General features: G+C 39.2%; 18 protein-coding genes. All 18 read left to right on the forward strand.

Annotated features, from left to right (window positions below; all coding sequences use genetic code 11):
• The first annotated feature begins 794 nt into the window (after positions 1–794).
• Positions 795–3,905, forward strand: coding sequence for a peptidase domain-containing ABC transporter (locus tag V7K60_RS14955; protein ID WP_334926661.1), 3,111 nt, complete (start codon positions 795–797; stop codon positions 3,903–3,905).
• A gap of 147 nt (positions 3,906–4,052) precedes the next feature.
• Entirely contained in the window at positions 4,053–5,600 is a 1,548-nt protein-coding gene (locus V7K60_RS14960; protein WP_334926662.1) for an HlyD family efflux transporter periplasmic adaptor subunit, read from the forward strand.
• A gap of 107 nt (positions 5,601–5,707) precedes the next feature.
• A complete protein-coding gene (locus V7K60_RS14965; RefSeq protein ID WP_334926663.1) occupies positions 5,708–6,496 on the forward strand; it encodes a peptidylprolyl isomerase in 789 nt (262 codons plus the stop codon).
• Positions 6,497–6,932: 436 nt separating this feature from the next.
• Positions 6,933–7,163, forward strand: coding sequence for a hypothetical protein (locus tag V7K60_RS14970; protein ID WP_334926664.1), 231 nt, complete (start codon positions 6,933–6,935; stop codon positions 7,161–7,163).
• Between the two features lie 532 nt (positions 7,164–7,695).
• Positions 7,696–10,788: a tetratricopeptide repeat protein gene (locus V7K60_RS14975; protein WP_334926665.1), complete on the forward strand. Its 3,093-nt coding sequence runs from the start codon at positions 7,696–7,698 to the stop codon at positions 10,786–10,788.
• A gap of 85 nt (positions 10,789–10,873) precedes the next feature.
• Entirely contained in the window at positions 10,874–11,314 is a 441-nt protein-coding gene (locus tag V7K60_RS14980; RefSeq protein WP_334926666.1) for a Nif11-like leader peptide family RiPP precursor, read from the forward strand.
• Positions 11,315–11,381: 67 nt separating this feature from the next.
• Positions 11,382–12,644 carry a nif11-class peptide radical SAM maturase 3 gene (locus tag V7K60_RS14985; RefSeq protein WP_334926667.1) on the forward strand — a complete coding sequence of 421 codons (1,263 nt, stop codon included), beginning with the start codon at positions 11,382–11,384 and terminating at the stop codon, positions 12,642–12,644.
• 6 nt (positions 12,645–12,650) lie between these two features.
• Positions 12,651–12,821: a hypothetical protein gene (locus tag V7K60_RS14990; RefSeq protein WP_334926668.1), complete on the forward strand. Its 171-nt coding sequence runs from the start codon at positions 12,651–12,653 to the stop codon at positions 12,819–12,821.
• Positions 12,822–12,934: 113 nt separating this feature from the next.
• The gene (locus V7K60_RS14995; protein ID WP_334926669.1) at positions 12,935–14,179 is read left to right on the forward strand and encodes a calcium-binding protein; all 1,245 of its coding nucleotides are present in this window, start codon (positions 12,935–12,937) and stop codon (positions 14,177–14,179) included.
• 368 nt (positions 14,180–14,547) lie between these two features.
• Complete coding sequence (locus V7K60_RS15000) at positions 14,548–17,193, forward strand: tetratricopeptide repeat protein (protein WP_334926670.1); 2,646 nt, start codon at positions 14,548–14,550, stop codon at positions 17,191–17,193.
• A 50-nt stretch (positions 17,194–17,243) separates the two neighbouring features.
• A complete protein-coding gene (locus V7K60_RS15005; protein WP_334926671.1) occupies positions 17,244–19,787 on the forward strand; it encodes a glycosyltransferase in 2,544 nt (847 codons plus the stop codon).
• 5 nt (positions 19,788–19,792) lie between these two features.
• Entirely contained in the window at positions 19,793–20,821 is a 1,029-nt protein-coding gene (locus tag V7K60_RS15010; RefSeq protein WP_334926730.1) for an NAD-dependent epimerase/dehydratase family protein, read from the forward strand.
• Positions 20,822–20,841: 20 nt separating this feature from the next.
• Positions 20,842–22,107 (forward strand): class I SAM-dependent methyltransferase, encoded by a 1,266-nt coding sequence (locus tag V7K60_RS15015; protein WP_334926672.1) that lies wholly within the window; start codon positions 20,842–20,844, stop codon positions 22,105–22,107.
• Between the two features lie 39 nt (positions 22,108–22,146).
• Positions 22,147–22,944 carry a sugar phosphate nucleotidyltransferase gene (locus V7K60_RS15020; RefSeq protein ID WP_334926673.1) on the forward strand — a complete coding sequence of 266 codons (798 nt, stop codon included), beginning with the start codon at positions 22,147–22,149 and terminating at the stop codon, positions 22,942–22,944.
• Positions 22,941–23,594 (forward strand): PIG-L deacetylase family protein, encoded by a 654-nt coding sequence (locus V7K60_RS15025; RefSeq protein WP_334926674.1) that lies wholly within the window; start codon positions 22,941–22,943, stop codon positions 23,592–23,594. Before V7K60_RS15020 ends, V7K60_RS15025 begins: the two co-directional genes overlap by 4 nt.
• A 39-nt stretch (positions 23,595–23,633) precedes the next feature.
• Positions 23,634–24,191: a dTDP-4-dehydrorhamnose 3,5-epimerase gene (gene rfbC / locus V7K60_RS15030; protein WP_334926675.1), complete on the forward strand. Its 558-nt coding sequence runs from the start codon at positions 23,634–23,636 to the stop codon at positions 24,189–24,191.
• Positions 24,192–24,356: 165 nt separating this feature from the next.
• The gene (locus V7K60_RS15035) at positions 24,357–25,241 is read left to right on the forward strand and encodes a hypothetical protein (RefSeq protein WP_334926676.1); all 885 of its coding nucleotides are present in this window, start codon (positions 24,357–24,359) and stop codon (positions 25,239–25,241) included.
• A 40-nt stretch (positions 25,242–25,281) separates the two neighbouring features.
• A complete protein-coding gene (locus tag V7K60_RS15040) occupies positions 25,282–26,220 on the forward strand; it encodes an NAD-dependent epimerase/dehydratase family protein (protein WP_334926677.1) in 939 nt (312 codons plus the stop codon).
• Positions 26,221–26,234: the final 14 nt, after the last annotated feature.

Genomic DNA, 26,234 nt, shown 5'->3' on the forward strand with positions numbered 1-26,234 from the left:
ACCGAAGACTATCCCCAAGACTCACAAAGCACTAGGGGAATATGCCAGGCGCTAATTGCATATGTGTAAATTTCTGATTAACATTACAAGGTTAGTCAGATTTGTACTTGTGGTTTTTTTGCTGTCAGGCTTTGATCACACAACTGCAATGAATTACGTTTTCCCATAATTTACGACTCAATGCAATTTATAACTACAATTATGTCACACCATTTAAGTCAAGACTGTTAAAAAGTTAGGAATGTCTGAAAACATTCTTTTAAGAATTCTTCCGAGTCAAGTCTTGTTCAAGAGCATGAAAGCTAACTTTCAGCCAGAACATTGTCCCGTACTAGAAAAAACTTCAATAGTTTGTGATTGAAAAAAGAAATACTTTGCATAGCTATTGCTGCATATAGCAAAATTATGATCCGAAAATAATTCCTCTTAATCATCACTTACAACTGCCGCTGATTGCCAAAGTGAGCTATCCATATTTATTTGTGTGGAGTATGTTAATGCAGTTAGTTGCTCTTGAAGCTAAATGTTAAGTAAACAAAGCTCTAACTCGATATTTTGACATTTACACTAGTTATTGCCACATCAATAACTGGCTGCAACCAGTGGGTTGTCCCATCCAATAAAAATACCTTGTATATAAAAGATAGATGCTTTGCTACCATGCTATTTCTTTCTAACTTTACTCTAATAAAGCTTAGAGTTTCCTCGGTGAAAATACGGGATTAAATAATATTTTTAATGAACTTTTGAATTGGATTCCGACTGATAACTAAATTTTTTTTGGAGATTAGAAAATGCCACCAGTGCTTTCTGAGCAACATGTGGGTGAAAGACTTTTGTACACTTTGGATACAAAACTTTCAGAAAAAGAATTAGAGAACTTCTTGGCAGAAATGGAAATTGTGGAGCCACCATCGGCAAAGCAATTCTGGCAATCTGCACAGACGAATCCTGGTATATACATTATTCTTACAGGTAAAGTCCGACTGTTAGATAGCTCTGAGAACTTAATTACTACCTTTGGTGCATGGTCTGTTTTTGGTGAATTGACTTTGTTTCCCGAAGCTAACTTTAGTCCTTATGTAGTTAGAGCTTCGACAAGCTTAAAACTTGGCTATTTCAGGCAAGAAGCATTGCAAAGGTTGATAGACAAGTATCCTAACATCTGCGATCGCCTATTCGCCCGTGCAGAACTTTGGGATTTGTTATTGTTATGTCGTCAAGTATCACAATTCCCACGCCATACATCACAAGTTTCAGGAATGCTCAAAGCCTTATCTTTGTTTGAGCGACACCAGTTAGAAACTGACTCTGTAAGTCCACAAATATCCCAAGATTCACAGTTGTGGTTATTGTACAAAGGTCAACTGCGGCATTCTGAAGGCCATTCTTTGACACCAGGTACAATCTTTGCTCAACCAAAACAAGGAGATTGGCAAACAACGCAACCAACGATTGCTTACATTCTGAAAAATGACCAGATGCAAACAGCATTAGAATATTTCCCAGAGTTGGGGGAGTGGGCTTTTGCCATGAGCGTCAGCGAAACGGAATCAGAGACTGAGGACACAACGGCCGGCTCAGTGCATCGTTGGGGACTGGGTACTAGAGAAAAAACTTCCCAATCTCCAAAATCTAAAATTATTCCTTTTCCTCAAAGAGAGAAGCAGTCACAACAACAGCCAACAAAAAAATCACGTTTTTACTTTCCCAGTCCGAAAGTACAAATGGGGCATTGGTGGAAACGTATCACCAAGAGCTATCCCTTCTATGCCCAACAAAGTGCAGCTGATTGTGGCTCTGCTTGCTTGGTGATGATTGGTAACTATTGGGGCAAACATTTTAGTATCAATCGCCTACGGGATATGACTAATGTGACTCGCAACGGTGCATCCCTAAAGGCGATGGCAGCAACAGCAGAATACCTGGGTTTTGCCACCCGTCCAGTGAAAGCTACTCTTGATAAATTAGCAGAACAACCTTTACCTGCAATTGCTCACTGGGAAGGTAAACACTTTATTGTTGTTTATGAAATCACCAAAAAGCGAGTGATTATATGTGACCCGGCTCTTGGTCAATGCAGTCTGACAAAAGCTGAATTTCAAGCGGGTTGGACTGGTTATGCATTGTTACTGCAACCGACAGCTCTACTAAAAAGTGCTAAGGACGAAAGTAGAAGCTTCTGGAAATTTTTTGAGTTAGTCAAACCTCACTATCGAACACTGCTAGAAATTTTCATAGCTTCGATAGTAATTCAATTATTTGGGTTAGTAACGCCAGTATTTACCCAGTTGTTGCTCGACAGAGTACTTGTGCAACGTAGTGTTCCAACCTTAAACGCCATTGGTTTGGGAATGATTGTTTTTGGGTTGTTTGGTGTTGCTGTCAACGGTGTACGGCAATATCTTTTATTTCACACTGCTAACCGCATTAGTATCGCCTTACTCGTAGGCTTCATCAAACATACCTTCCGTTTACCCCTTGCTTATTTCGAGTCGCGTTTCGTTGGGGATATAATCTCGCGCATCCAAGAAAGCCAGAAAATTCAGCATTTCCTTACTGGTCAGACACTCTCGATTGTGTTGGATATGCTGACATTAGTGGTTTATCTGGCTTTGATGTTCTCCTATAGCTGGCGGATGGCATTATTCGTGCTGTGTACTGTACCGCCATTTTTTATCTTGGCGCTGGCCAGCACAAGTATTTTGCGCCGCATCTCCAGAGATATTTTTAATGCAGCTACCAAAGAACAAAGCTATCTCATAGAATCCCTAAGCGGAATTCGTACCGTCCGCTCATTAGCAATTGAACAGACAGTGCGTTGGCGTTGGGAGGAACTGCTGAATGATTTAATTAAAAAAGACTTTAATGCTCAAATAATTGACAATCGTTTGCAAATTATCAGTGGCGTCATCCACACCTTTGTAAATACTTCATTGCTGTGGTATGGAGCAACGCAGGTAATTAATGGCGAACTAACTATTGGACAATTAGTTGCTTTCAATATGTTGGTGGGTAACGTCTTGAGTCCTTTCCAGCGGCTGGCTTTGCTGTGGAATGAATTACAGGAAATCGTGATTTCCACTGAGCGCATTAATGATGTGTTGGAGGCGGAACCAGAAGAAGACTTAGCAACAAAACCCCGCAAATCGTTAGGTAAACTCCGCGGTAACATTTGTTTTCAGAATGTTACCTTTCGTTATCACTCAGAAAGTGACACTAACGTATTAGAAAATCTCAACTTTGAAATTCAGCCAGAACAGATGGTTGCAGTCGTAGGGCGTAGCGGTTCTGGAAAAACAACTCTCAGTAAATTGATTTTAGGTTTATACCCACCGACAGATGGCAAAATACTCATTGATGATAACGATATCACCAGTGTATCTATGCGATCGCTCCGTTCCCAAATCGGCGTTGTAGACCAAGATACTTTTCTGTTTGGTGGGACTGTTCGGGAAAATATTGCGATCGCTAATGCAAATGCTTCTTCAGAAGAAATTATCCAAGCAGCAAAATATGCTGGAGCCGATGAATTTATTCAAAAATTACCGCTGGGTTACGAATCCGAAATTGGTGAAAGCGGCGGAATGCTCTCTGGTGGACAGCGCCAACGCCTAGCTATTGCTCGTGCTTTGCTCGGAAATCCTCGGTTATTACTGTTTGATGAAGCCACTAGTCACCTAGATTCAGAATCAGAACGGATTATTCAAAACAACCTCAAAACAATTCTTAAAGGACGCACAAGTGTAATTATTGCCCATCGCCTCTCTACAGTCCGCAACGCGGACTTAATCTTGGTTTTAGATCAAGGTATTTTGGTAGAAAGCGGTACCCATGACGAATTAATTGCTAAAAAAGGTCATTATTACTACCTGAATCAACAACAGATGTCTCAAGTTAGTTGATGGGGCATTGGGCAGTCTTTTTCTTCTTTACGAGACTCTACACGAACAATTTTGAATTTTGAATACTTCGACGCCGCTCAGTACAAGTTTTGAATTTTGAATTGATTTCTCCCCCACCCCCCATCTACTGTTATCGGAAATAAAACCATGCCACATCCCAATAGATCGTCCCCACTTCCCCAAAATGAGCAAGATGAATATCAAGGTTACAAACAGCAAGAGGAATCGGTAGAGTTTGACGAGCAGACAGAGGCAGAAAATGAAAGTCAAGATTTGTACTACGGTACAGAAAAACTACTCGATGCCTTACCTCGAATTTGGACTCGTGGTTTGTTGTATGCGCTCATCGGCTTTGCTGGTCTGTTCTTACCTTGGGCAATTCTTTCAAAAGTAGATGAAACTGGTAGCGCTAGAGGGCGTATAGAACCTAAAGGCGCAACTCAAAAATTAGACGCTCAAGCTGGTGGGAGTGTCAAAGCAGTTACGGTCAAAGAAGGAGATACAGTTAGAGCCGGCCAGGTTTTACTGGAATTAGATGCTGATTTACTACAAACGGAACTGCAACAAGTCCAGAGCAAATTGCAAGGGCTACAAAATCGGCAATCCCAACTGGAACTGCTGAAAAACCAACTTTTAATGTCAACGAGTCTTTTAGAACAACAAAATAAATCCCAAGAATTAGAAAAATTGGCTCAACTTAATCAGGTGCAGCAAAACCTGGATACCAAACTGAGTAGTTATAACCTGCAAAAGTTAGAAAAGCAATCATTAGTTAAACAAGCAGAGGAGCAAATTTCCACCAGTCGTGACGATTGGGAATCGGCTAAAAAACTTTTGAGTATAAATTCTAAGCAAACTGAACGTTATAGCCAACTTGTTGACAAGAAGGTAGTTGCTGAAATCCAATTAGAGGAAAGCAAAAAACAAGAGCAAGAAAGCCAACGAGTTTATAACAAGTCTCTATCAGATATTAAACAAGCTCAATTGCGTTTAGCCCAAGAGCTAAATAGTTATCAAGTAACGATCAAAACGTTGGAGTCTGATATTAAACAAGCAAAACTCCGACTGCAAGAAGAACAAAGTAGCTCTAAAAGTGCTACGCAAGCCGGAGAACTAGCTGTAATGAAAAATCAGGAGCAGTTAAAAGATATACAGGCACAAATAACAGCAACGCAATCAGAAATCGCTCAGACTAAAAGCCAGCTTATATCTATAAGATTGCAAATTCAGCAGCGTGTGGTGCGATCGCCGATTAATGGGGTGATTTTTGAATTACCCACCACTAAGGCAGGAGCAGTGGTACAAGTCGGTCAAAGGATTGCCCAAATTGCACCCACGAAAACAGACTTCGTACTCAGAGCAAATATGCCTAATCAAGATAGCGGTTTCTTGAAGGTCGGAATGCCAGTAAAAGTTAAGTTTGATGCCTATCCTTTCCAAGAGTATGGCATCGTGCAAGGGAAAGTTACTTGGATCTCGCCTGACTCGAAAGTTAGCCAAACACCCCAAGGCAATATCGAAACCTATGAATTAGAAATCAACTTAGACCAGCAGTATGTCCAAAGTGGCAACAAACGTATTCGATTAGGTGCCGGTCAGACAGCAAATGCTGAAGTCATCATTCGTCAACGGCGAGTAATTGACTTTGTTCTAGATCCGTTCAAGAAACTGAAAAAGGGTGGTTTGGAGATGTAGTTAAAGGTATCTCACTGGAATCAGGAAATAGGACAAGGGAGATTGGAGGAATAATCAATGCCCCTGCCCAATCCCCAATCCGCTTAATATATTGGAGATATCGTGTTATGCCCCACAATCTGAACATTTCCACCTCAGATATCATTCACAGTCTAAAACTCTCCTGTCAGATACCTGCTGTTGTGGAAGCGATCGCATCGCAAAGTATTATTGCCGAAGCAGCTCAAGCGGCAAGAATTACAGTTACCCCAGAAGAAGTACAGCAAGAAGGAGATAACTTACGGTTCGCCAAGAAACTTGTCAAAGCTAAAGACACCTGGGCATGGCTAGAAAAACACCACCTGTCTGTAGATCAGTTTGATAAATTAGCCTACAACAATGTCCTTTTGCAGAAGTTAGCGAATCATCTATTTTCTAATCAACTGGAAAAGCACTTTTATGAACATCAGCTAGATTATATCGCCGCCGTTACCTACGAAGTTGTCTTCGAGGATCGAGACTTGGCTTTAGAGCTTTTTTATGCCCTAGAAGAAGGCGAAATCAATTTTCCAGATATTGCTCGTCTATATATCTCAGAACCAGAAGCCCGTCGTGCTTATGGATACAAAGGACTCCGATACCGCAAAGATTTTCGTCCAGAGATTGCAGCCGCTGTCTTTGCTGCTGCACCACCAGAAGCTCTCAAACCGATAACGACTCCCAAGGGAGTGTATTTAATTTGGGTGGAAGAAGTCATTCAACCCCAATTAGATGAACAATTGCGCCAAAAAATTATTACAGAATCCTTTTCTGATTGGTTAAAGCAACAAATCACCACGATGAAAATAGTTACTCAAATAGACTCAGACAGTTCAAAACAGGAAATAATAGATATGTTATTCACCAAAACTAAATAATTTAGGAATTTTCAAATGTTTTTGTTACTAAATATCTACCCTAAATCAAGGGAGATTTCTTTAGTCTTCAAAAATGTTGCAGATGCAGGTTTTATTTACTTCAAAACTTAATAGCTTTTCTTTTTTAGTGTTTTGTGAATATATCGGCAAAGTGCTATTTTGCATTAATTAAAAATTAAGTTAAATCGTTATAACTCTTGATAGGTAGCAATAATTTTAATTTCTGCTTAAATTTATTATGCAATTCTTTCTGAATTTAAATAGGACTATATAAAATGATTTTTAAATATAAATATATTAGTTTTTTTAATCATAAATTCTTCAAAAAAGCATTGACTTTTTTGAAGAATAAAGTATATTAGATGTATAGCCAAACGAAACAAGTTGGTTAGACAAAATATTCTCAACAACAGTTACAAATTTTAGGAGAAATAAAATGATCATTTCTGATCTGAACTACTTGGAAATTACCTCTGAAGAAATTATTGGTGGTGGTACGCATACCAACAGGCCTACAATCAAATACTACAACAGCATTGCACAAGCAGATGCAGATGCTAAAGCAACTGGCGGCGTCAACAATATAGCTGTAACCTTTACTAACGCCACCACCACTCCTAATAGTGCTACTGCTTCGTCATCAAGCTATGCTCAAACTTCTTCGTAACAAGTAGTAATAATTAAATTCTACTTACAAAAGTATTAACTTCTGTAAGTAGAGTTAGGCTCGAAAGCTTAGTATATTGATAAATTGCCGAAGGCTCTTTAGCTCATTTGAGCCTTCAGCTTTTACCCAAAATACATCCTTTGGTCTTAAATAACTGTTTTTGCAATAAAACTTTGTAAATTTAATCCTCAACCCAGTTTTAAGTGTGTGTTGTTTATCCGCCCTGAATTAAAACTCTGGGCTAATAGTCATAAGAGGAACACTTTACTGTAGGTTTAAGCTTCTTTTAGACTCTCGAAAGGTAGAGAAGAGTAAAATTCCTGTTAATTAAGTTTAGGAAGTAATCAAGCAGACATGATATCAATCGATATCAGTTATAAGTTTCAAAAGCTTGAATTCTTTACAGAGATAAGAACAAAAGACATATTAAATAAAATTAATCATTGTATAAATTCTGACCCATAAATAAAAGGATACAAGTTCCTAAGTTTATTTATGGGGATTGTTAATTTTGAATTTGGAGCAAAGCGACGTGACCACAATTCCTGATGCTCTCCAACTCGCAAGTCAATATCACCAAACCAAGCGCTTTAGCCAAGCCGAAGAGATTTATCGTCAAATTATAGATGCAGATCCCCAGCAGTCAGAAGCATTATATGGATTAGGTCTGCTGGCGCAGCAACGGGAACAATATCAAAATGCAGAACAATTTTTTCAAGCAGCCTTGCAATTACAACCAGAAGTAGGGGAAATACATAACAGCTTGGCGTTTAGTCTGCAACAACAGGGTAAGCTAGAAGAAGCGATCGCCTGTTATAAAAAAGCACTAGAAATTCTCCCTGACAGGATAGAAGTACAAATCAATATCAATAATATTCTCCACATTCAAGGCAAGCTGTCACCAGAAAAACAAGTCTACTACGCAGAGTTGAATGAGCAGTTTGCTTTAGGTAAGCAACAGGCAGGCGATTTCAAGATAGCAGAATTATATTATCGCCAAGCTATTGCATTACAGCCAGATATGGTATCAGCTTATACTAATTTAGGAGAGGTACTCCAAAAACAAGGACGATTCAATGATGCCATTGATTCTTACCAACAAGCACTAAAAATTAAACCAGACTATCATTACGCCTATCACAACTTAGGGTATCTTTTCCAGGAAAAAGGAAAATTTGCAGAAGCAATAGAAGTTTACGAAAAAACTTTAAGCATTCAACCTGATTTTGCAATCACCTATAACAATTTGGGAAATATTCTCAGGTCACAAAATAAATTTGATGCCGCTATAGAATCCTATCAAAAAGCTATTAAAATTCGACCTGATATTGATTACATATATTGCAATTTGGGAACAGCATTGAGAGATGATAACCAAATAGAAGCGGCAGTCCAGGCATTTGAGCAAGCCGTCAAAGTGACACCAAACTATGATCTGGCTAAATTTGGTGCTTGTATGAGCCAACTACCAGTTATCTATTCTAATGTTGATGAAATTGCATTCAGACGAAATCAGTATCAACAGTATTTGCAAAGTTTAGCTAAATATTATGAATTAACTAATCAGGAAGAACGGGCAAAAGCATTTGAGGCTGTGGGAGCATTTCAACCTTTTTATTTAACATATCAAGGCTTAAATGACCGAGATTTACAGCGAACGTATGGGGAAATGATTTTCCAGATTATGTCGAGTCGCTATCCCCAAGATTGCCAGCCGCTTGTGATGCCAAATTTAGATAAAAATCAAAAGGTTCGTATTGGTATTGTTTCTGGGTTTTTATCTAGTCATTCTAATTGGAAAATCCCTATTAAAGGTTGGGTAGAAAATATAGATCGAAGTGAGTTTGAATTATTTGGCTATTACACCGACGACAGAACAGATTACTCAACAATGACTGCCACCAAGGCTTTTGATAAATTTGTCCAAGGTGTTCGCTCAACTGAACAATGGTGTGAGGTAATAACAAAAGATAAATTACATATCCTGATTTTCCCAGAATTTGGGATGGATCCAATGACGCTAAAACTGGGTTGTCTGAGATTAGCGCCAATTCAAATGACATCTTGGGGACACCCTGAGACTAGTGGACTACCGACAATTGACTATTACTTGAGCAGTGACTTAATGGAACCAGAAAATGCTCAAGAACATTATACAGAAAAATTAGTTAGATTACCTAATCTATCTATTCATTACATACCTTTAGCAATTCAACCCGAAGAAATTAAGAAACCAGATATAGGTTTAAAAGAAGATGATATTTTCTTCTGGTGTTGTCAGTCATTATATAAATATTTGCCAAATCATGATGATGTTTTTCCTTCTATTGCTAAAGAATTAGAAAATTCTAAGTTTATATTTATTAAAAGCAAAAGCGAAGAAATAACAGAAAGATTTTGCCAGCGCTTAAACCATGCTTTTGCAGCATTAGGGTTAGATTATCAAAATCACTGTTTGTTTTTGTCTTTCCTCAATGACAGGAAGTTTGCTGGGACTACAGCTTTAGCAGATGTCTTCTTAGATAGTATTGGTTGGTCTGGATGTAACTCCACGCTCGAATCTGTTGCTCATAATATTCCGGTTGTCACTTTACCAGGAGAGTTGATGCGATCGCGGCATTCTCTGGCAATTTTGCAGATGATGGATATAGAAGAGACGATCGCTTCAAATAAATCAGAATACGTCCAAATTGCCATCCGTCTAGGGAAAGATGCTAAATATCGGCAATATATTTCCCAGCAAGTTGCAGAAAATAAACATAAATTATATGGCGATTTAAAGCCAGTCAGAGCGCTGGAAGATTTTATTTTGCAGCTGGTTAATAAACCAAGACAATTTAATGCTCAAGAAGTTGCTGAACTCTTTCAACTTGCACTTCAAGATCATCGAGCCAATCGCCTAGACACAGCCGAACAGCTATATCGTCAGGTGATAGAAAAACAACCAGACTATTCAGAAGCATTATACGGTTTAGGGATGCTAGCACAGCAGAAAGGTGAGTTGCAGGAAGCCGAGAAGCATTTGAGTGCAGCTTCGCAAGTTCAGCCTAACTCTGTGAAAATTTGGTTTAGTTTAGGCAATTTGCTTCAAGGTCAAGGACAGTTACCAGAAGCTGAAGCAGCTTACCGAAAAGCTATTGCTTTGCGACCAGATGCAGGGACAATTTACAACAATTTGGGCTACACCTTGCAACAACAAGATAAGTGGGAGGAAGCGATCGCATCCTATCAAAAAGCTCTGGAATTTCAGCCCAACTGCATAGAAGCGAAAATCAATTTAGGGAATGCGCTTTTTGCCCAAGGGAAGCTTTCGACAGAGAAACAAGCCTATTATGCTCAATTGAATCATCAGATGGGCATTGCCCGCCAACAAGCAGCTGATTGGCAAACTGCTGTTGTTTACTATCGAGCTGCGATCGCAATACAGCCTGATTTAGTAGAAGCCCATTATAACTTGGGGATGATACTGCAAGAACAAGGGGAGTTAGAAAAGGCGATCGCTTGCTATCAAAAAGCTTTGGAGTTCAATCCCCAACACCAGGAAGCCAATATCAAATTAGGAGAGATTTACCAAACCCAGCAACAAGAAGTTACACAAGTGGACTCACTAAAATTTTCTGGCTAGACGTGATTATTTCACGCGATCGCCAATTGCCATCAATCTAAACTTAAACAAAAAATACAATCACTATAACAACACAGCAAAAATTATGTCATTAACAATTTTCGAGAAAGTTAAAGAGTTCATAATCAGAATAGTTAAAGACGAAACTTTTTACTCCCAATTAATGAGTGAAAAGATTGATGAAGTCATAAAAGTAATAGAAGAAGGTGGCTATAACTTTTCTCAAGAAGAATTTGAAACAGCCTCCATTAAAATATTGGAATTAAAAGAATTAGGTCAGTTTGACGACCTCAGTGAAGAGGAATTACTGGGAGCCTTTGGCGGGCTTACAAACACCAAAGAACAAGTCTTGCAGCCATTGTATGGTGTTGTAGCCCTACCTCCCGAAGAAAGTGGAAAACCACCAGTTAAATGTAAATGGATTCCTAAACCACATCCCAAGCCATGGCCACTTCCTTGCAAAGCAATAGATCCACCTGTACAAGCGTTATATGGAGTAATTGTTAGTCAAACAGAAGTACAATAACCCGATAAAACGATGAAAAAATAGAATGCGTTAGTTTATTTTGAGGGTTGAGATTGAGAGTTAATCTATGACATATCACCGCAAAAGCTACGCAGTTTGGGAAATTACCTTAAAGTGCAATCTAGCTTGTAGTCACTGTGGTTCCCGTGCAGGACATGAGCGTGCCAAAGAACTTTCCCCAGAGGAAGCTTTGAATCTCGTCAAGCAGATGGCAGAAGTTGGAATTAAAGAAGTGACTCTCATTGGTGGTGAAGCTTTTCTGCGTCCAGACTGGCTGGAAATTGCCAAAGCTATCAACGAGGCGGGAATGTTATGTGGTATGACTACGGGCGGCTATGGCATTTCGTTAGAAACCGCCCAAAAAATGAAGGAAGCAGGAATTCGCACTGTTTCTGTTTCTATTGATGGCTTGGAAGCAACTCATGACCGCCTGCGGGGAAAGAAAGGCTCTTGGAAATATGCATTTAAAACCATGAGTCATCTGCGAGAAGTGGGTATTTCTTTTGGTTGCAACACCCAAATTAACCGCCTGTCAGCGCCAGAGTTTCCGTGCATCTATGAGTGCATTCGTGATGCTGGTGCCCGTGCTTGGCAAGTTCAGCTAACTGTACCAATGGGGAATGCAGCCGATAACGCAGATATCCTCCTCCAACCTCATGAACTGTTAGATATTTACCCCATGCTTGCCCGTGTGGCGCGTCGTGCTTACCAAGAAGGTGTGCAACTTCAGGCGGGAAATAACATTGGTTACTACGGCCCTTATGAACGACTGTTGCGGGGACGGGGAAAGGAGCATGACTTCTCATTTTGGCAAGGTTGCGGAGCAGGACTCTCAACTTTGGGAATTGAAGCTGATGGAGCGATTAAAGGTTGTCCCTCACTGCCGACTACTGCCTATACAGGTGGTAATATTCGAGAACAGACCTTACATAATATTATCGAAGGTGCAGAAGAATTACGCTTCAATCTAGGAGCAGGAACACCTGAAGGCACAAAACACCTGTGGGGTTTCTGTAAAACCTGCGAATATGCTGAACTTTGTCGTGGGGGTTGCAGTTGGACTGCCCATGTTTTCTTTGATAAGAGAGGTAATAATCCTTACTGTCATCATCGCGCTCTTGTTCATGCCAAACAAGGTATGAGAGAGCGTGTAGTTCCTAAAGTAAAGGCCCAAGGATTGCCATTTGATAATGGCGAATTTGAGCTAATTGTTGAGTCTACAGATACTTTATTGCCAGCAAACGACCGATTACACTTTACTGCTGACAGCATTCAGTGGTCAGAAAGTTGGCAACAAGAACCCGAATTTTATTACTCTATCGTCAGATAATAAATCATGGCAGAAAATTCAGAAATTACCACAATTTCAGAGAACAAAACTGACTTTGAGTCATTACCATCTCAAGAATTAGAGAAAATCCCACTACTTCCACGTTCAGCTTGGAATAGTCAATTAAGCTATTTAAAAGTGCTGTTAAAAGCAAAGCAAGCCCTGGATAAAAGCTGACAGGTTCATTAGGGTAGGGATATCGAGAGATTTAACTCGTAAATTAGGAGAGAATTACTCCCCGAATATTTACGTACAAATTTGTCAACTAACAAAATCAACACAGGTTTTTTATGGCATCAAGAGTAAGTCTAAGACTGACACCTCAAAAATTACTTTCTTTCAATGGTAGAGTTAATCTCAATAATAAGCCCGATCCCAAGCCCGATCCTAGTCCTAATTTTGTTACCGCTCAAGGGGATGCTACTTTTTCTAACTATAGTGAAGATACTTCAAGCATTTTAACTGCTACCCAAGCAGACACATTAGTTCAAGGTGGTATAACTGCTGCAATTGCTGAGGCTAAAGCAAGTTTTGACCCAACTTTTTCATCACTTTTCACTCAGGCTGCTGTCGTTGGATTAAGTGGTCAGTTTGAAGGTACTTCCGACAGCGAAGCAAAGGTACTTGCTAGTTTTGCAGTTGGCCGTAATGAAAGCTTCTCTTTTGATTTTTCAGCAGATTTAGAAATAACAGCTAAAGAAATTGAAAATCCTGACGTTGAATATAATAAGGGTCAGTCTACAACCACTTTTTTGGTATTAGACACCACAAATCCTAACAAGGCCAAAGTTTTAGATTATTTTGGCATCCAGGGTAAATTAATCTCCTCTGATCAAATCGGGGATCTAAAATTTGGTCGTAGTCGCAATGTCACAATCGACAGTCGTGATAAAGATTCTGATATTGATGGCGACAATGGTACTGACTTCTTGAATGGTAATGCTGTTGGTAGTTATGAGCGGAATTTTAATCGCAATACCAACTTAACCATAGTCAAAATTAATACTAGTTCTGTTGAATTGGCAGGAGATACTTTAATCGGCAACCTGGGTACAGATGTTATCTATGGCACGATTCGGAAGGATAATCTGAGGGGAACCAACGGGGCAGACAAACTTTATGCCAGCTTGGGGGATGATCAGCTATCTGGAAACAGAGGTAATGATGACCTCGACGCCGGCCAAGGTAATGATTTGCTAAATGGTGGCGATGGCAATGATACACTCTATGGCGGTAAAGGCAATGATACTCTCAATGGTGGTAGTGGTAATGATGTCTTAGTTGGTGGCGATGGTAATGACACATTTACCTTCAAACGTACCGATACCTTGTTTAAAAAAGACTTTGATGTCATTCAAGATTTCCAGGTTGGTGTTGATAAACTTGTATTAGATGGCTGGGGAAGTCGAAGCAACATAACAGATACCGACGATGGCGCTCTTCTCACCTTAAATTCTTCGTCTCTCTTTAATAATCCTCAACAAAGCATACTATTTTCAAACGTGAGTGCTAGTGAGATAAGCTCGGTAATATAATTTGCTTAAGGCTAATTGCTCGTTTCATTCTCTAACAGACTCTGATTTACAAGCATCTCAGTCCAAACAATCAGGTGAGTAAAAAATCTGATTGCACAATAAAAAGTCAATACCTTTTCTGGGAGAGGTTTTGCCAACAGGAACCCCTATGGTGTACGCACTGAAGTTTACTTGAGTTGGTAACTTTTAATTACTAACTTCAGGATTATTTCTCGCCCATACTGTTGACAAAATCTCTCTATTCTCTTATTTAAATAGCTTTGCTTTCTTAACATGCAAAAATAGATAAAATATTTTATTGATAGTTATCACCTATCTTCTGAAGTTATAGATTACTATAACAATCTAATATCAAATTCAATATAGTTATGGATACTACAAGCATTTCAGAATCTAAAGTTAAATCTCTTATTCAAATTGCGGTGCAAAAGCATCAGTCAGGTGACAAGGATAAAGCTGAATCGCTAGATAAAACAGAAGTAGCTAAAATCCTCGCTCTAGCAGTTCAACAGCAACAAGACAATCGTTTAGTGGAGGCGGAACTGCTATATAGTCAAGTTCTGGAAAAACAACCTGATAACCCTGAAGCTTTATATGGTTTAGGGATGTTGGCACAGCAGATGGGGCAACTCCAAACTGCTCAACAGTGGCTAAGTGCAGCTTCACAAGTTCAAGCAGATTCTGTTAAAACGTGGTTCAGTTTAGGTAATTTGCATTTAGTTCAGGAACAATTTTCCGAAGCCGAGAAAGCTTATCGGCAAGCTTTAGTTTTATTACCTAACTCACTACCAATTTACAACAACTTGGGCTATACTCTGCAACAACAAGGATTATTTGAAGAAGCAATTAACTATTATCAAAAAGCTCTAGAATTAAAGCCAGACTTTATCGAAGCACAGACTAATTTGGGCAATGTGTTACACGCTCAAGGTAAGCTCTCCAGCAATCAAAAAATCTACTATGCACAATTAAATAATCAATTGGGTGTTGCCCGGAAAAAAGCAGGGGATTTGAAAAATGCTGTTACTTGTCACAAGCAAGCGATCGCACTACAACCAAATTTGTTAGAAGCCCATTATAACTTGGCTTTGGCGTTGCAAGAACAAGGGGAATTAGCTGAGGCTATCGCATCCTACCAAAAACTCTTAGAACTTAATCCCAACATTCGTTTATTGGAGGCGGAACTGCTATATAGTCAAGTTCTGGAAAAACAACCTGATAACCCTGAAGCTTTATATGGTTTAGGGATGTTGGCGCAGCAGATGGGGCAACTCCAAACTGCTCAACAGTGGCTAAGTGCAGCTTCACAAGTTCAACCAGATTCTGTTAAAACGTGGTTCAGTTTAGGTAATTTGCATTTAGTTCAAGAACAATTTTCCGAAGCCGAGAAAGCTTATCGGCAAGCTTTAGTTTTATTACCTAACTCACTACCAATTTACAACAACTTGGGCTATACTCTGCAACAACAAGGATTATTTGAAGAAGCAATTAACTATTATCAAAAAGCTCTAGAATTAAAGCCAGACTTTATCGAAGCACAGACTAATTTGGGCAATGTGTTACACGCTCAAGGTAAGCTCTCCAGCAATCAAAAAATCTACTATGCACAATTAAATAATCAATTGGGTGTTGCCCGGAAAAAAGCAGGAGATTTGAAAAATGCTGTTACTTGTCACAAGCAAGCGATCGCACTACAACCAAATTTGCTAGAAGCTCATTATAACTTGGCTTTGGCGCTGCAAGAACAAGGGGAATTAGCTGAGGCGATCGCATCCTACCAAAAACTCTTAGAACTTAATCCCAACAATGGAGAAGTATACCTCAATTTAGGCAAAATTTACCAACAACTCAACCAAGACCAGAAAGCAGTTTTTGCCTATCGACAAGGGTTAAAGCTAATTAATCCCCACTATGCCAAAGCATTAGCAACTGGTGAAGATGCTAAAATTCCTCAACAAGCACCAGTCACACCCTCAATTCCCCAAGGGGAGGTAATTGTAGGACAATACAGCTTTCCAACTATTCCAACCGTAGCAAATGATATAAGCAAGCGCCCTTTCTGGAGTGTGATAGTAACTGTATATAACCGCACAGATTATCTACTCGAATGCCTTGTCAGTGTATTGGCTCAATGGCAAGGAGAAGAAGAGATGGAAATCATTGTCATGGACGATGCTAGTACAACGCCAGTATTTGAACTGGTGAATAGTATTGGCCAAGGCATAATCAACTACTATCGCAACCCGCAAAATCTCGGTCTGCCAGGAAATTGGAATGCCGGAGTTGCTCTAACTCGCGGTCATTGGATTCATTTACTGCACGACGATGATTATATTCTCCCAGGTTTTTATTCCCGGCTACAAGAAAGTCTAGAAGGGTGTTCAGATTCTGTAGGAGCCGCTTTTACAGGTTATGAAAATATTAACGAGAAAGGGGAAGTAATTTTCAGCCAACAAGTCTATGGAGAGCAGCGAGGAATTGCCCAAAATTGGCTGCCAATGATTGGAATTAGTAACTCATTGAATATGCCTGCGGTAGTAATTCGTCGAGAAGCGCACGAACAATTGGGCGTATATCATCCTGAACTGACCTATACAAGTGATTGGGAAGTTTATAAACGCATTGCTTCTGTTTACGATTGGTGGTATGAACCAGAAATTTTAGCTCGTTACCGCCAACATGCTAACAATGTTACTAGCGAACTGTTACTCTCTGGGAAACAGATGATATCCATTCGCCGTGCAATTGAAATTTCAAAGAGTTATTTTCCCACTGAATACTCGGCACAAATTACCGCCCAATCTCGGAGTCATTATTTTCTTTATTGTCTAGAATCGCTCATAATTCCCTTACAGGCTGGGAATCTGGCTGGAGTTTGGCAAGGGTTAGAAGAGACTTTAAAAATAGATCGTAGCCCTGAAGCAGTGGCAAAGTTATTCCGGTGGTTAACACAAGAAGAAGCAGCTCCTCTACGTGAAGAAATTGCCTCAAGATTTATCTCACTTCCTTTATAAAGACTTGTTTAGGAAAAAGCAAAAATTTTCTAGTTTTGGAGTAAAAAACTATGTCAATTAGTCAAGTTGAGCATCCTACTATAAATACTTCATCTTTTGAGCCACAAAATCGACAAGATGGTATCAGCGGTCTGATGCGAGTTCGTAATGAAGAGGAGTTTTTGGCACTAACGATCGAATCTTGGATTGATTATGTTGATGAATTGGTAATTGTGTTTCATCAGTGTACAGACAAAACTCCTCAAATAATAGAGGCATTTATCCAAAAATATCCTCAGAAAATACGCGCTTTTCATTACTTACCCCACGTTTATTCATTTTGTACAAAAGAACAAGTTGAATTGGATGTAAACAACATTCATTCTTTCGTTTTTTATTCTAATTTTGGTCTCAGTCAGACGCGGTATAAAATTTGCGTTTATATCGACGGCGATTGCATAGGTATTCCGGAAAAATTAAAAATTATTTATAATTATTTGAAGCAAAATCATCTGCAAAATACAGCCTTATTTTTTTCAGGAGTAAATTTATATCAACGTCCCAACGATCCCAACTACTACACAAATTTAAAATGTCTTGCTTCTGGTGATGGAGATGTGGCATATTGGACAGTTTCACCGCAAAATATTTTCGATAAAAATGCAAAAATTCCATTCTGTGAAGCGATTCAATTTAAAGGAATCACACCTTATTATTTAGGCTTTATTTTCTGGCACACACATTGGTTAAAAAAGAACGCATTTTCGAGAAATGGCGGCAGAGAATTAGATGGCGAGCTTTTAGAAAAACTGAACGATATTAAGATAAAAAATAGAGATGAAGAAATAATTTTATTATCTCAAAAATTTAAGCAAGAAAATAAAAACTTTCAAAATATTCCTTACCAAAGGTTTCTATTGTATTTTGATTTTGCTTCTCTGCCTGATGTTATAGCCCTAGAGTCCAAGCTAGTAGCAATATATAATAACTTGGGTTATACCTTGGAAGAACAAGGCAAGTTTGATGAAGCAGTTACTTGTTATCAAAAAGCCTTAGAACTTCAGCCCAACTGTGCCGAAGCAAAAGTCAACTTAGGCAACGCCCTGAATGTGCAAGGTAAACTATCAAAAGCTCAACAAGTGGACTACGCGGATTTGAATCATAAATTGGCACTTTCTTGCACAATCGCAGGGGATTTTCAGAAAGCAATTAATTATTATCATCAAGCGATCGCTCTTGACCCAAATTTGCCAGAAATATATTATAGCTTAGGCAATACCCTGCAAGAAGAAGCTCAATGGTCAGAAGCGATCGCCTCTTATGACCAAGCCCTAAAACTCAATCCCTTAAACTGGAAAATCTACATCCGTTTGAGTCAGGTTTACCAAGCTCAAAACAAGAGAGCAGAGGCGATTTCTGTGTATCGTCAGGCATTAACTTTACTCAATCCTCACTATGCCAAAGCTGTATCTGCTTACCAGAATGCTGTCATCACTCAAGAAATGTTCGTTACTCCCCCCATTCCTCAAGGTGAGGTTACTGTTGGCGACTATCAGTTTCCAGCGATTCCACCTCTAACAGACCCAGAGAAACCTCGACCATTTTGGACTGTAGTGATTCCGGTATATAATCGCACCGATTATCTCCTTGAATGTCTGGCTAGCGTCTTAGTGCAATGGACTGGGGCAGAGCAGATGGAAATTCTGATAATGGATAATGCCAGTACACCACCGTTGTTCGATCTAGTAAACAGTATTGGGGGAGGAGTAATCCGCTACTACCGCAATCAAGAAAATATTGGTGGAGCTAGAAATTATAACGCCGGGATTGCCCTGAGTCGCGGTCAGTGGGTGCATGTTCTCCATGATGATGACTGTGTACTTCCAGGTTTTTATGAACGCCTCCAGCAAAGTCTTGCAACTTGCCCAGATACAGTTGGGGTTGGTTGTACGGGTTTTGAATATATTAACGAAAAAGGAGAAGCGATCAACACTGGAGAAGTAGTTTCGTTGTATGGAGAACACAGGGGCATCATGACAAATTGGCTGTGCCAGATTGGTGTCTGTGGTCTAGTAACCATACCTGCAATAGTCATTCGTCGAACCGCTTACGAACAGTTAGGAGGGCATTACCCGAACTTAACTGAAATTTCTGACTGGGAAATTTTTAAACGCTATGCTGCTGGATACGATTGGTGGTACGAACCAGGCATTTTGGCACGTTATCGCGAACATACCCAAAAATTGACGTCTGCAAATTGGCTTTCTGGAAATATGCCAAAAGCTATTCGCCGTGCGATTGAAATTTCTGATACCTATTTTCCCATTGAGCAGCGCGCAAAGATTACCGCCGAAGCTCGCAGCCAAAATTTCAACTATTGTCTAACACGGGCAGCAATTCCTCTCCAGGTGGGCAATATCGTCGGGGCTTTATCTATACTGCAAGAGTCCCTTAAAATAGATCGCTCCCCACAAGCAGTAGCAAAGTTATTCGCTTGGTTGACTCAAGATGAAGCCGCTCCTGTAAGAGAAGAAATCATTGCTAAGTTGCTATCAGCACCTGTAGACAATATTCCTACTGAATTAAAACCCGGACAAACTGCGATCGCCCGCTAGATATGATGAAAATACTTGTAACTGGAACTGAAGGTTATATCGGCTCATTATTAGCTCCCCTTTTAATCCAACAAGGTCATGAAGTTATTGGTTTGGATACTGGCTTTTATAAAGTAGGTTGGCTATATAACGCCACCAAGGTAACTGCCAAAACCCTCAACAAAGACATCCGCCACATTACAATAGAAGACCTGCAAGGTGTGGAAGCAGTAGTGCACATGGCAGAACTCTCCAACGACCCTTTAGGTCAGTTAGCCCCTGATATCACCTACGATATCAACCACAAAGGCTCAGTACATTTAGCGAAGCTGGCGAAAGCAGCCCGAATCCAACGCTTTGTCTATACTTCATCATGCAGTGTCTATGGTTTTGCCACTGAAGACTACGTTAGCGAAGAGTCTACCATCAATCCCCAAACAGCTTATGCCAAATGCAAAGCACTTGTCGAACAGGATGTGAAACTCCTTGCTGATGATAGCTTTTCTCCCACCTTTCTCCGAAATGCTACAGCCTATGGCGCTTCTGGGAGAATGCGCTTTGATATTGTCTTAAACAATCTAGCAGGTTGGGCATGGACAATTAAAGAAATCAAGATGAACAGTGACGGTACACCTTGGCGTCCCCTAGTGCATTTATTGGATATCTGCAAAGCAATTATCTGTACCTTAAAAGCTCCGCGTGATGTAATTCACAACCAAATTTTTAATGTCGGCGATACAAATAGCAACTATCAAGTCAAACAAATTGCTCAAATAGTTGCAGAAGTTTTTACAGATTGTCAATTGAGCTTTGGTAAACACGATCCTGACAACCGCAGCTATCGGGTTTTATTTAATAAAATTAACCAAAATTTACCAGGATTCAAATGTGAATGGGATGCCCAGCGTGGTGCCCAACAACTATATAATCTCTTCCAGCAAATTGATCTGGATAGAGGAACATTTGAGTCTAGAGGCTTTACTCGCCTGAAACAACTAGAATACCTCATTCGCACTCAGCAAATCAATCGAGATTTCTTCTGGCAGACTGTTTAAAAATTTCATATAATTAAGTTATGAATTTACTACAGCCAAAAAATAATCAGCTAATAACTGGTAACTGTCTATTCTGTGGAACAGGCTTACACCATACCTTTGTAGATTTAGGTATGTCTCCTCCCTGCGAAAGTTATCGCAGTCTCAAACAACTCAATGAAGTAGAGCCATTTTATCCTCTGCATGTCTATGTTTGTCAGGAGTGTTTTTTAGTTCAACTCCAAGAATACATTAGTCCAGAAAATATTTTTAGCGACTACGCTTATTTCTCTTCCTACTCTGATAGCTGGTTAGAACACGCCAAAAAATATGTTGATTTGGTAGTAGAACGTTTCCAATTAAACCAAGAAAGTCAGGTAATAGAAATTGCTAGTAATGATGGCTACTTACTGCAATACTTTGTTGCCAAAAGCATCCCAGCGTTGGGAATAGAGCCAGCAGCAAATGTTGCTGAGGTAGCAATTAAAAAAGGTATTCCTACAGTTGTCAAATTTTTTTGTCAGGAGACAGCAAAAGAACAGGTTGCTAAGGGCAAACAGGCAGATTTATTACTCGGAAATAATGTCCTTGCTCACACACCATATCTCAATGATTTTGTCAAAGGAATGAAAATTATCCTCAAACCGCATGGTGTAATTACTATGGAATTTCCCCACTTGATGCGGTTAATCGAGGAAAATCAGTTTGATACTATTTACCACGAGCATTTCTCTTATTTTTCCTTTCTTACCGTAGACAAGATTTTTGCTGCTCACGGATTGACAATTTTTGATGTAGAAGAATTAACTACTCATGGTGGTTCTTTGAGAATTTATGCCCGCCACAATGAAGATTCTTCTAAACCTATTAGCGACCAAGTATCAGAACTGAAAAATAGAGAAGAAACGGCTGGTTTTACACGATTAAAATACTATTTTTCCTTTGGAGAACAAGTTAAAGAAACTAAACGCAACTTATTAGATTTTTTGATCGAAGTTAAGCAGGAGGGAAAATCGATTGTTGGTTACGGTGCTCCAGGTAAGGGAAATACTCTCTTAAACTATTGCGGTATCCGCACAGATTTTCTTGACTATACAGTAGACCGTAATCCTTATAAACAGGGTCAATTTTTACCAGGAACTCATATTCCGATTTTTCATCCAGACAAAATTGCCGAAACAAAGCCTGACTATATACTAATTTTGCCCTGGAATCTGAAAAATGAAATTATGATACAAATAGCTTACATTCGGGATTGGGGAGGTCAATTTGTTGTACCAATTCCTGAAGTTAATGTCTACTCTTAGGTATTTAATATTTTTTATTATCAACAAAGAATAAGTGACATGAAAGTAGTTTTATTTTGTGGTGGTTTAGGAACTAGAATGAGAGAGTATTCCGAAAGTATTCCTAAGCCAATGGTGAATATTGGTTATAGACCAATATTATGGCATGTCATGAAATACTATGCTCACTATGGGCACAAAGATTTTATTTTATGTCTTGGTTACAAGTCTGACCTAATTAAAAGCTATTTTTTGAATTACAATGAATGGCTTTCTAATAACTTTAGCCTTTCCAACGGTAGCCAAATTCAGTTGTTTAATCGAGATATTCAAGATTGGAATATTACATTTGTAGATACAGGCTTAACTGCCAATATTGGTCAAAGATTCAAAGCAGTAGAAAAGTATCTAGAAGGAGAAGAAGTATTTTTAGCTAATTATAGTGATGGTTTGACAGACTTACATTTACCAACGTATATTAATAATTTTTATCAGCGTGATAAAATCGGTAGTTTTTTGTGTGTCAGACCAAGCCAAACTTTTCACTTAGTTGACATGAAAGATGATGGTTTGGTAAAAAATATCCAAGACGTAAAACAATGTAATATTTGGATTAATGGAGGATATTTTATCTTTAAAAAAGAGATTTTTAACTATATAAATTATGGTGAAGAACTTGTCCTTGAGCCTTTTCAAAGATTGATTGCTAAAGAAGAACTTTTTGCATATAAATACACTGGCTTTTTTGGAGTAATGGATACGTTTAAAGAGAAACAACAGCTGGATGATATGTATGCTCAAGGCAAAAGACCTTGGGAAGTTTGGGGAGATGAACAAGTACAAATCAACCATGTATGATCCAACTTAGTTTGAATAAGACAGAAGAATCTGAGTACAAAATTCTTTGTCTCGGCTCTCATTGTGATGATATCGAGATTGGTTGTGGAGGCACAATATTAAAGCTGATAGAGAATTACCAAGATGTTGTTATCTATTGGGTTGTCTTTAGTTCCAATGAGCAAAGAGCAGAGGAAGCAACCACAAGTGCTAGTCTGTTCTTAAAAGAAATCCCGGTCAAGAAAATTATTATTAAAAATTTTCGAGATGGCTTTCTACCTTTTCAAGGGATAGAGGTGAAGGAATGCTTTGAACAGTTGAAGCAAGAATTTTCACCAGATATAATCTTTACTCATCATCGAGACGATCGCCACCAAGATCACCGCTTAATTTCTGACTTGACTTGGAATACCTTTAGAAATCATTTAATTTTAGAATATGAAATACCCAAATATGATGGTGATTTGGGTATTCCTAATTTCTTTGTCCATTTAAATGAAACACTCTGCCGTCGAAAAATTCAATATATTTTGGATGCGTTTGCTACTCAGAATAATAAGCAGTGGTTTACAGAAGAGACTTTTCGTTCAATTCTCAGAATTCGCGGGATTGAATCAAATTCACCGAGTCAATATGCAGAAGCATTTTACTGTCGAAAAATCTTTTTCTAAAAAATTAGAATTTGAATTTAATCTCAGGTTTAGAAATTTATGATATTCACTGAAACTAAAATAAAAGAAGCATTTATTGTTGATTTAGAACTGCACCGAGATATTCGCGGCTTTTTTGCTCGGAGTTTCTGTACTCAGGAATTTCAAGATCGTGGCTTAAAACCTACTATTGCCCAATGCAATTTATCTTTTAACTATAAAAAAGGAACATTGCGGGGTATGCATTATCAAATGCCTCCTTCTCAGGAAACAAAATTGGTACGTTGTATCAGGGGAGCTATTTATGATGTAATTATCGATTTGCGTCCAGATTCTCCTAGCTATTTATCTCATATTGGTATAGAGTTAACTGCTGAAAATCGTCTTGCTCTCTATATCCCAGATAGATGTGTTCACGGTTTTCAAACTCTCAGCGATGAGACGGAGGTGATATATCAAATGGGTGACTTTTATGCACCAGAATATGCTGGCGGGTATCGCTATGATGACCCAGCTTTTGGTATTGAATGGCCTCTATCTGTGACTGAAATTTCGGATAAAGATCGGGCTTGGAGTTTATTTGAATCGAAAAAAATTGAAATGCCTACGGTGATGTAAGACTTTTAAGAGCAATTTAAAAATATATAATATAGTTGCTGAGTAAATATCAGATTAGGATCGCACAGAGGCGCAGAGACACAGAAACTCAAAATTTAATTTTTAAAATTTTGAGTTTCCTAATTAACACTGTGTTCAAACTTTGTTACAGCAGATGAGGGCGAAGTGAATACAATTTATTTTGATTCGATTTTTAGTGATGAAATCAGACGTAAGCATCTTTATGATGGACAAGTGTTTGTCTTTTCTCCTTGCGCCAGTGCGATCGCTCTATGTGATTTTGCTCGTGGTCTGGTTGAAGAAGCGTTTGCCCCTTTAGATCCGAGAGAAGCACAACATAGCCTGCCTGTAGAGAAATACGTTGAGATTTTAGCACAACTCAAGCCAGCTTTTATCCATCACCCTGAATCTAAACAACTCATTCAAGGCATCTTGAAAGAAAGTGGATGTGACTTGAACAAAACCTATTTTGATGTACCTCGCCTGAGAACAGCAACCAGCGATCGCTATCTGACTGCTGGTATTGCTTACGCTTTCCATCCTCACCGTGACACCTGGTATTCTGCTCCTCTGTGCCAGATCAACTGGTGGATTCCTGTTTACGATATTACTTCAGAGAATGCGATGGCATTCCATCCCCGCTACTGGAATCAACCAGTTAAGAATAGCTCAAGGGATTATAACTATGCTCAGTGGACTAAAGAAAGTCGCAAAAATGCGGCACAGCACATTAAAACAGATACGCGCAAGCAACCCCATGCGGAAGAAACTTTACAAATGGAGCCGCAATTGCGGTTAATTACACAAGTCGGTGGCATGATTCTGTTTTCAGGAGCGCAGATGCACTCCACTATTCCCAACACATCAGGCTATACCCGTTTCAGTATTGACTTTAGAACCGTACATTTTGATGATGTCATAGCTCAACAGGGTGCGCCAAATATTGATTCAGCTTGTACAGGAACTTCTTTAGGCGACTTCTTACGAGGCACTGACTTCTGCCCGATTACTGACACATTGTTGTTGTCTACAACAAACAATCTCTTGTAGAAGAACTTTTGTTTTCCAAACTCCAGTCTGTGAGCAATAAATGGTGAACTCTGTTGAAAAATTGTCTGGACAAACAATACTGATTACAGGTGCTAGCGGATTTCTAGGATCTCATTTAGTCCGTCATTTATGCCACAATGGTGCAGAAGTACATGCTGTTTCTCGCAGTTTTCATACTTCTGATATCAGCTGCTTGCGATGGTGGCATGGTGACATGGAAGACATTAAGTTTGTTCAAAACCTTTTCTACAGCATTAAACCTGACATAATCTTCCATTTATCCGGTCTTGTAACAGCAGTTCCTAATTTAGAGTTCATATTGCCTACCTTTCACAGTTTACTGACTAGTACTATTAACTTATTGACGGTAGCTGCCGAAATTGGTTGTAGTCGCATTGTATTAATAGCTTCTTTAGAGGAACCAGAACAAGATCGTCCTGAAGTAGTTCCTTCTTCTCCTTACGCTATTGCTAAATTTGCTAGTAGTACTTATGGTCGGATGTTCCATCGACTCTATCAAACACCTGTAGTTCTTGTTAGACCCTTTATGACCTATGGGCCAGGGCAAAATGTGTATAAGATCGTTCCTTCTGTTATTCTTTCCTTGTTGCAAGGGCAAGCTCCAAAACTTAGCAGTGGAGAGCGTCAAGTTGATTGGATTTATATCGATGACGTGATTGCAGGACTTCTCGCTGCAACACAAGTTCCTAGTGTAGAGGGTTGTACATTCGACTTAGGTTCGGGAGAACTAGTACCCATTCATGCAGTTGTGTCCCAGCTTGTTAATGTGGTTAACCCTCAAATCCAGCCACTATTTGGTGCTTTACCTGAGCGACCGATGGAAAGAATAAGAGTAGCTGATACGGCTTATACATACGATAAACTGGGTTGGCAACCTTCAATTCCTCTAAAGAAGGGCTTGGAATTGACTGTAAATTGGTATACAAAACATCAACAAAAGATTGGATACACCAGTTAACAAGGATTCTACTT

Source organism: Nostoc sp. (genome assembly GCF_036917555.1).
GTDB lineage: Bacteria > Cyanobacteriota > Cyanobacteriia > Cyanobacteriales > Nostocaceae > Nostoc.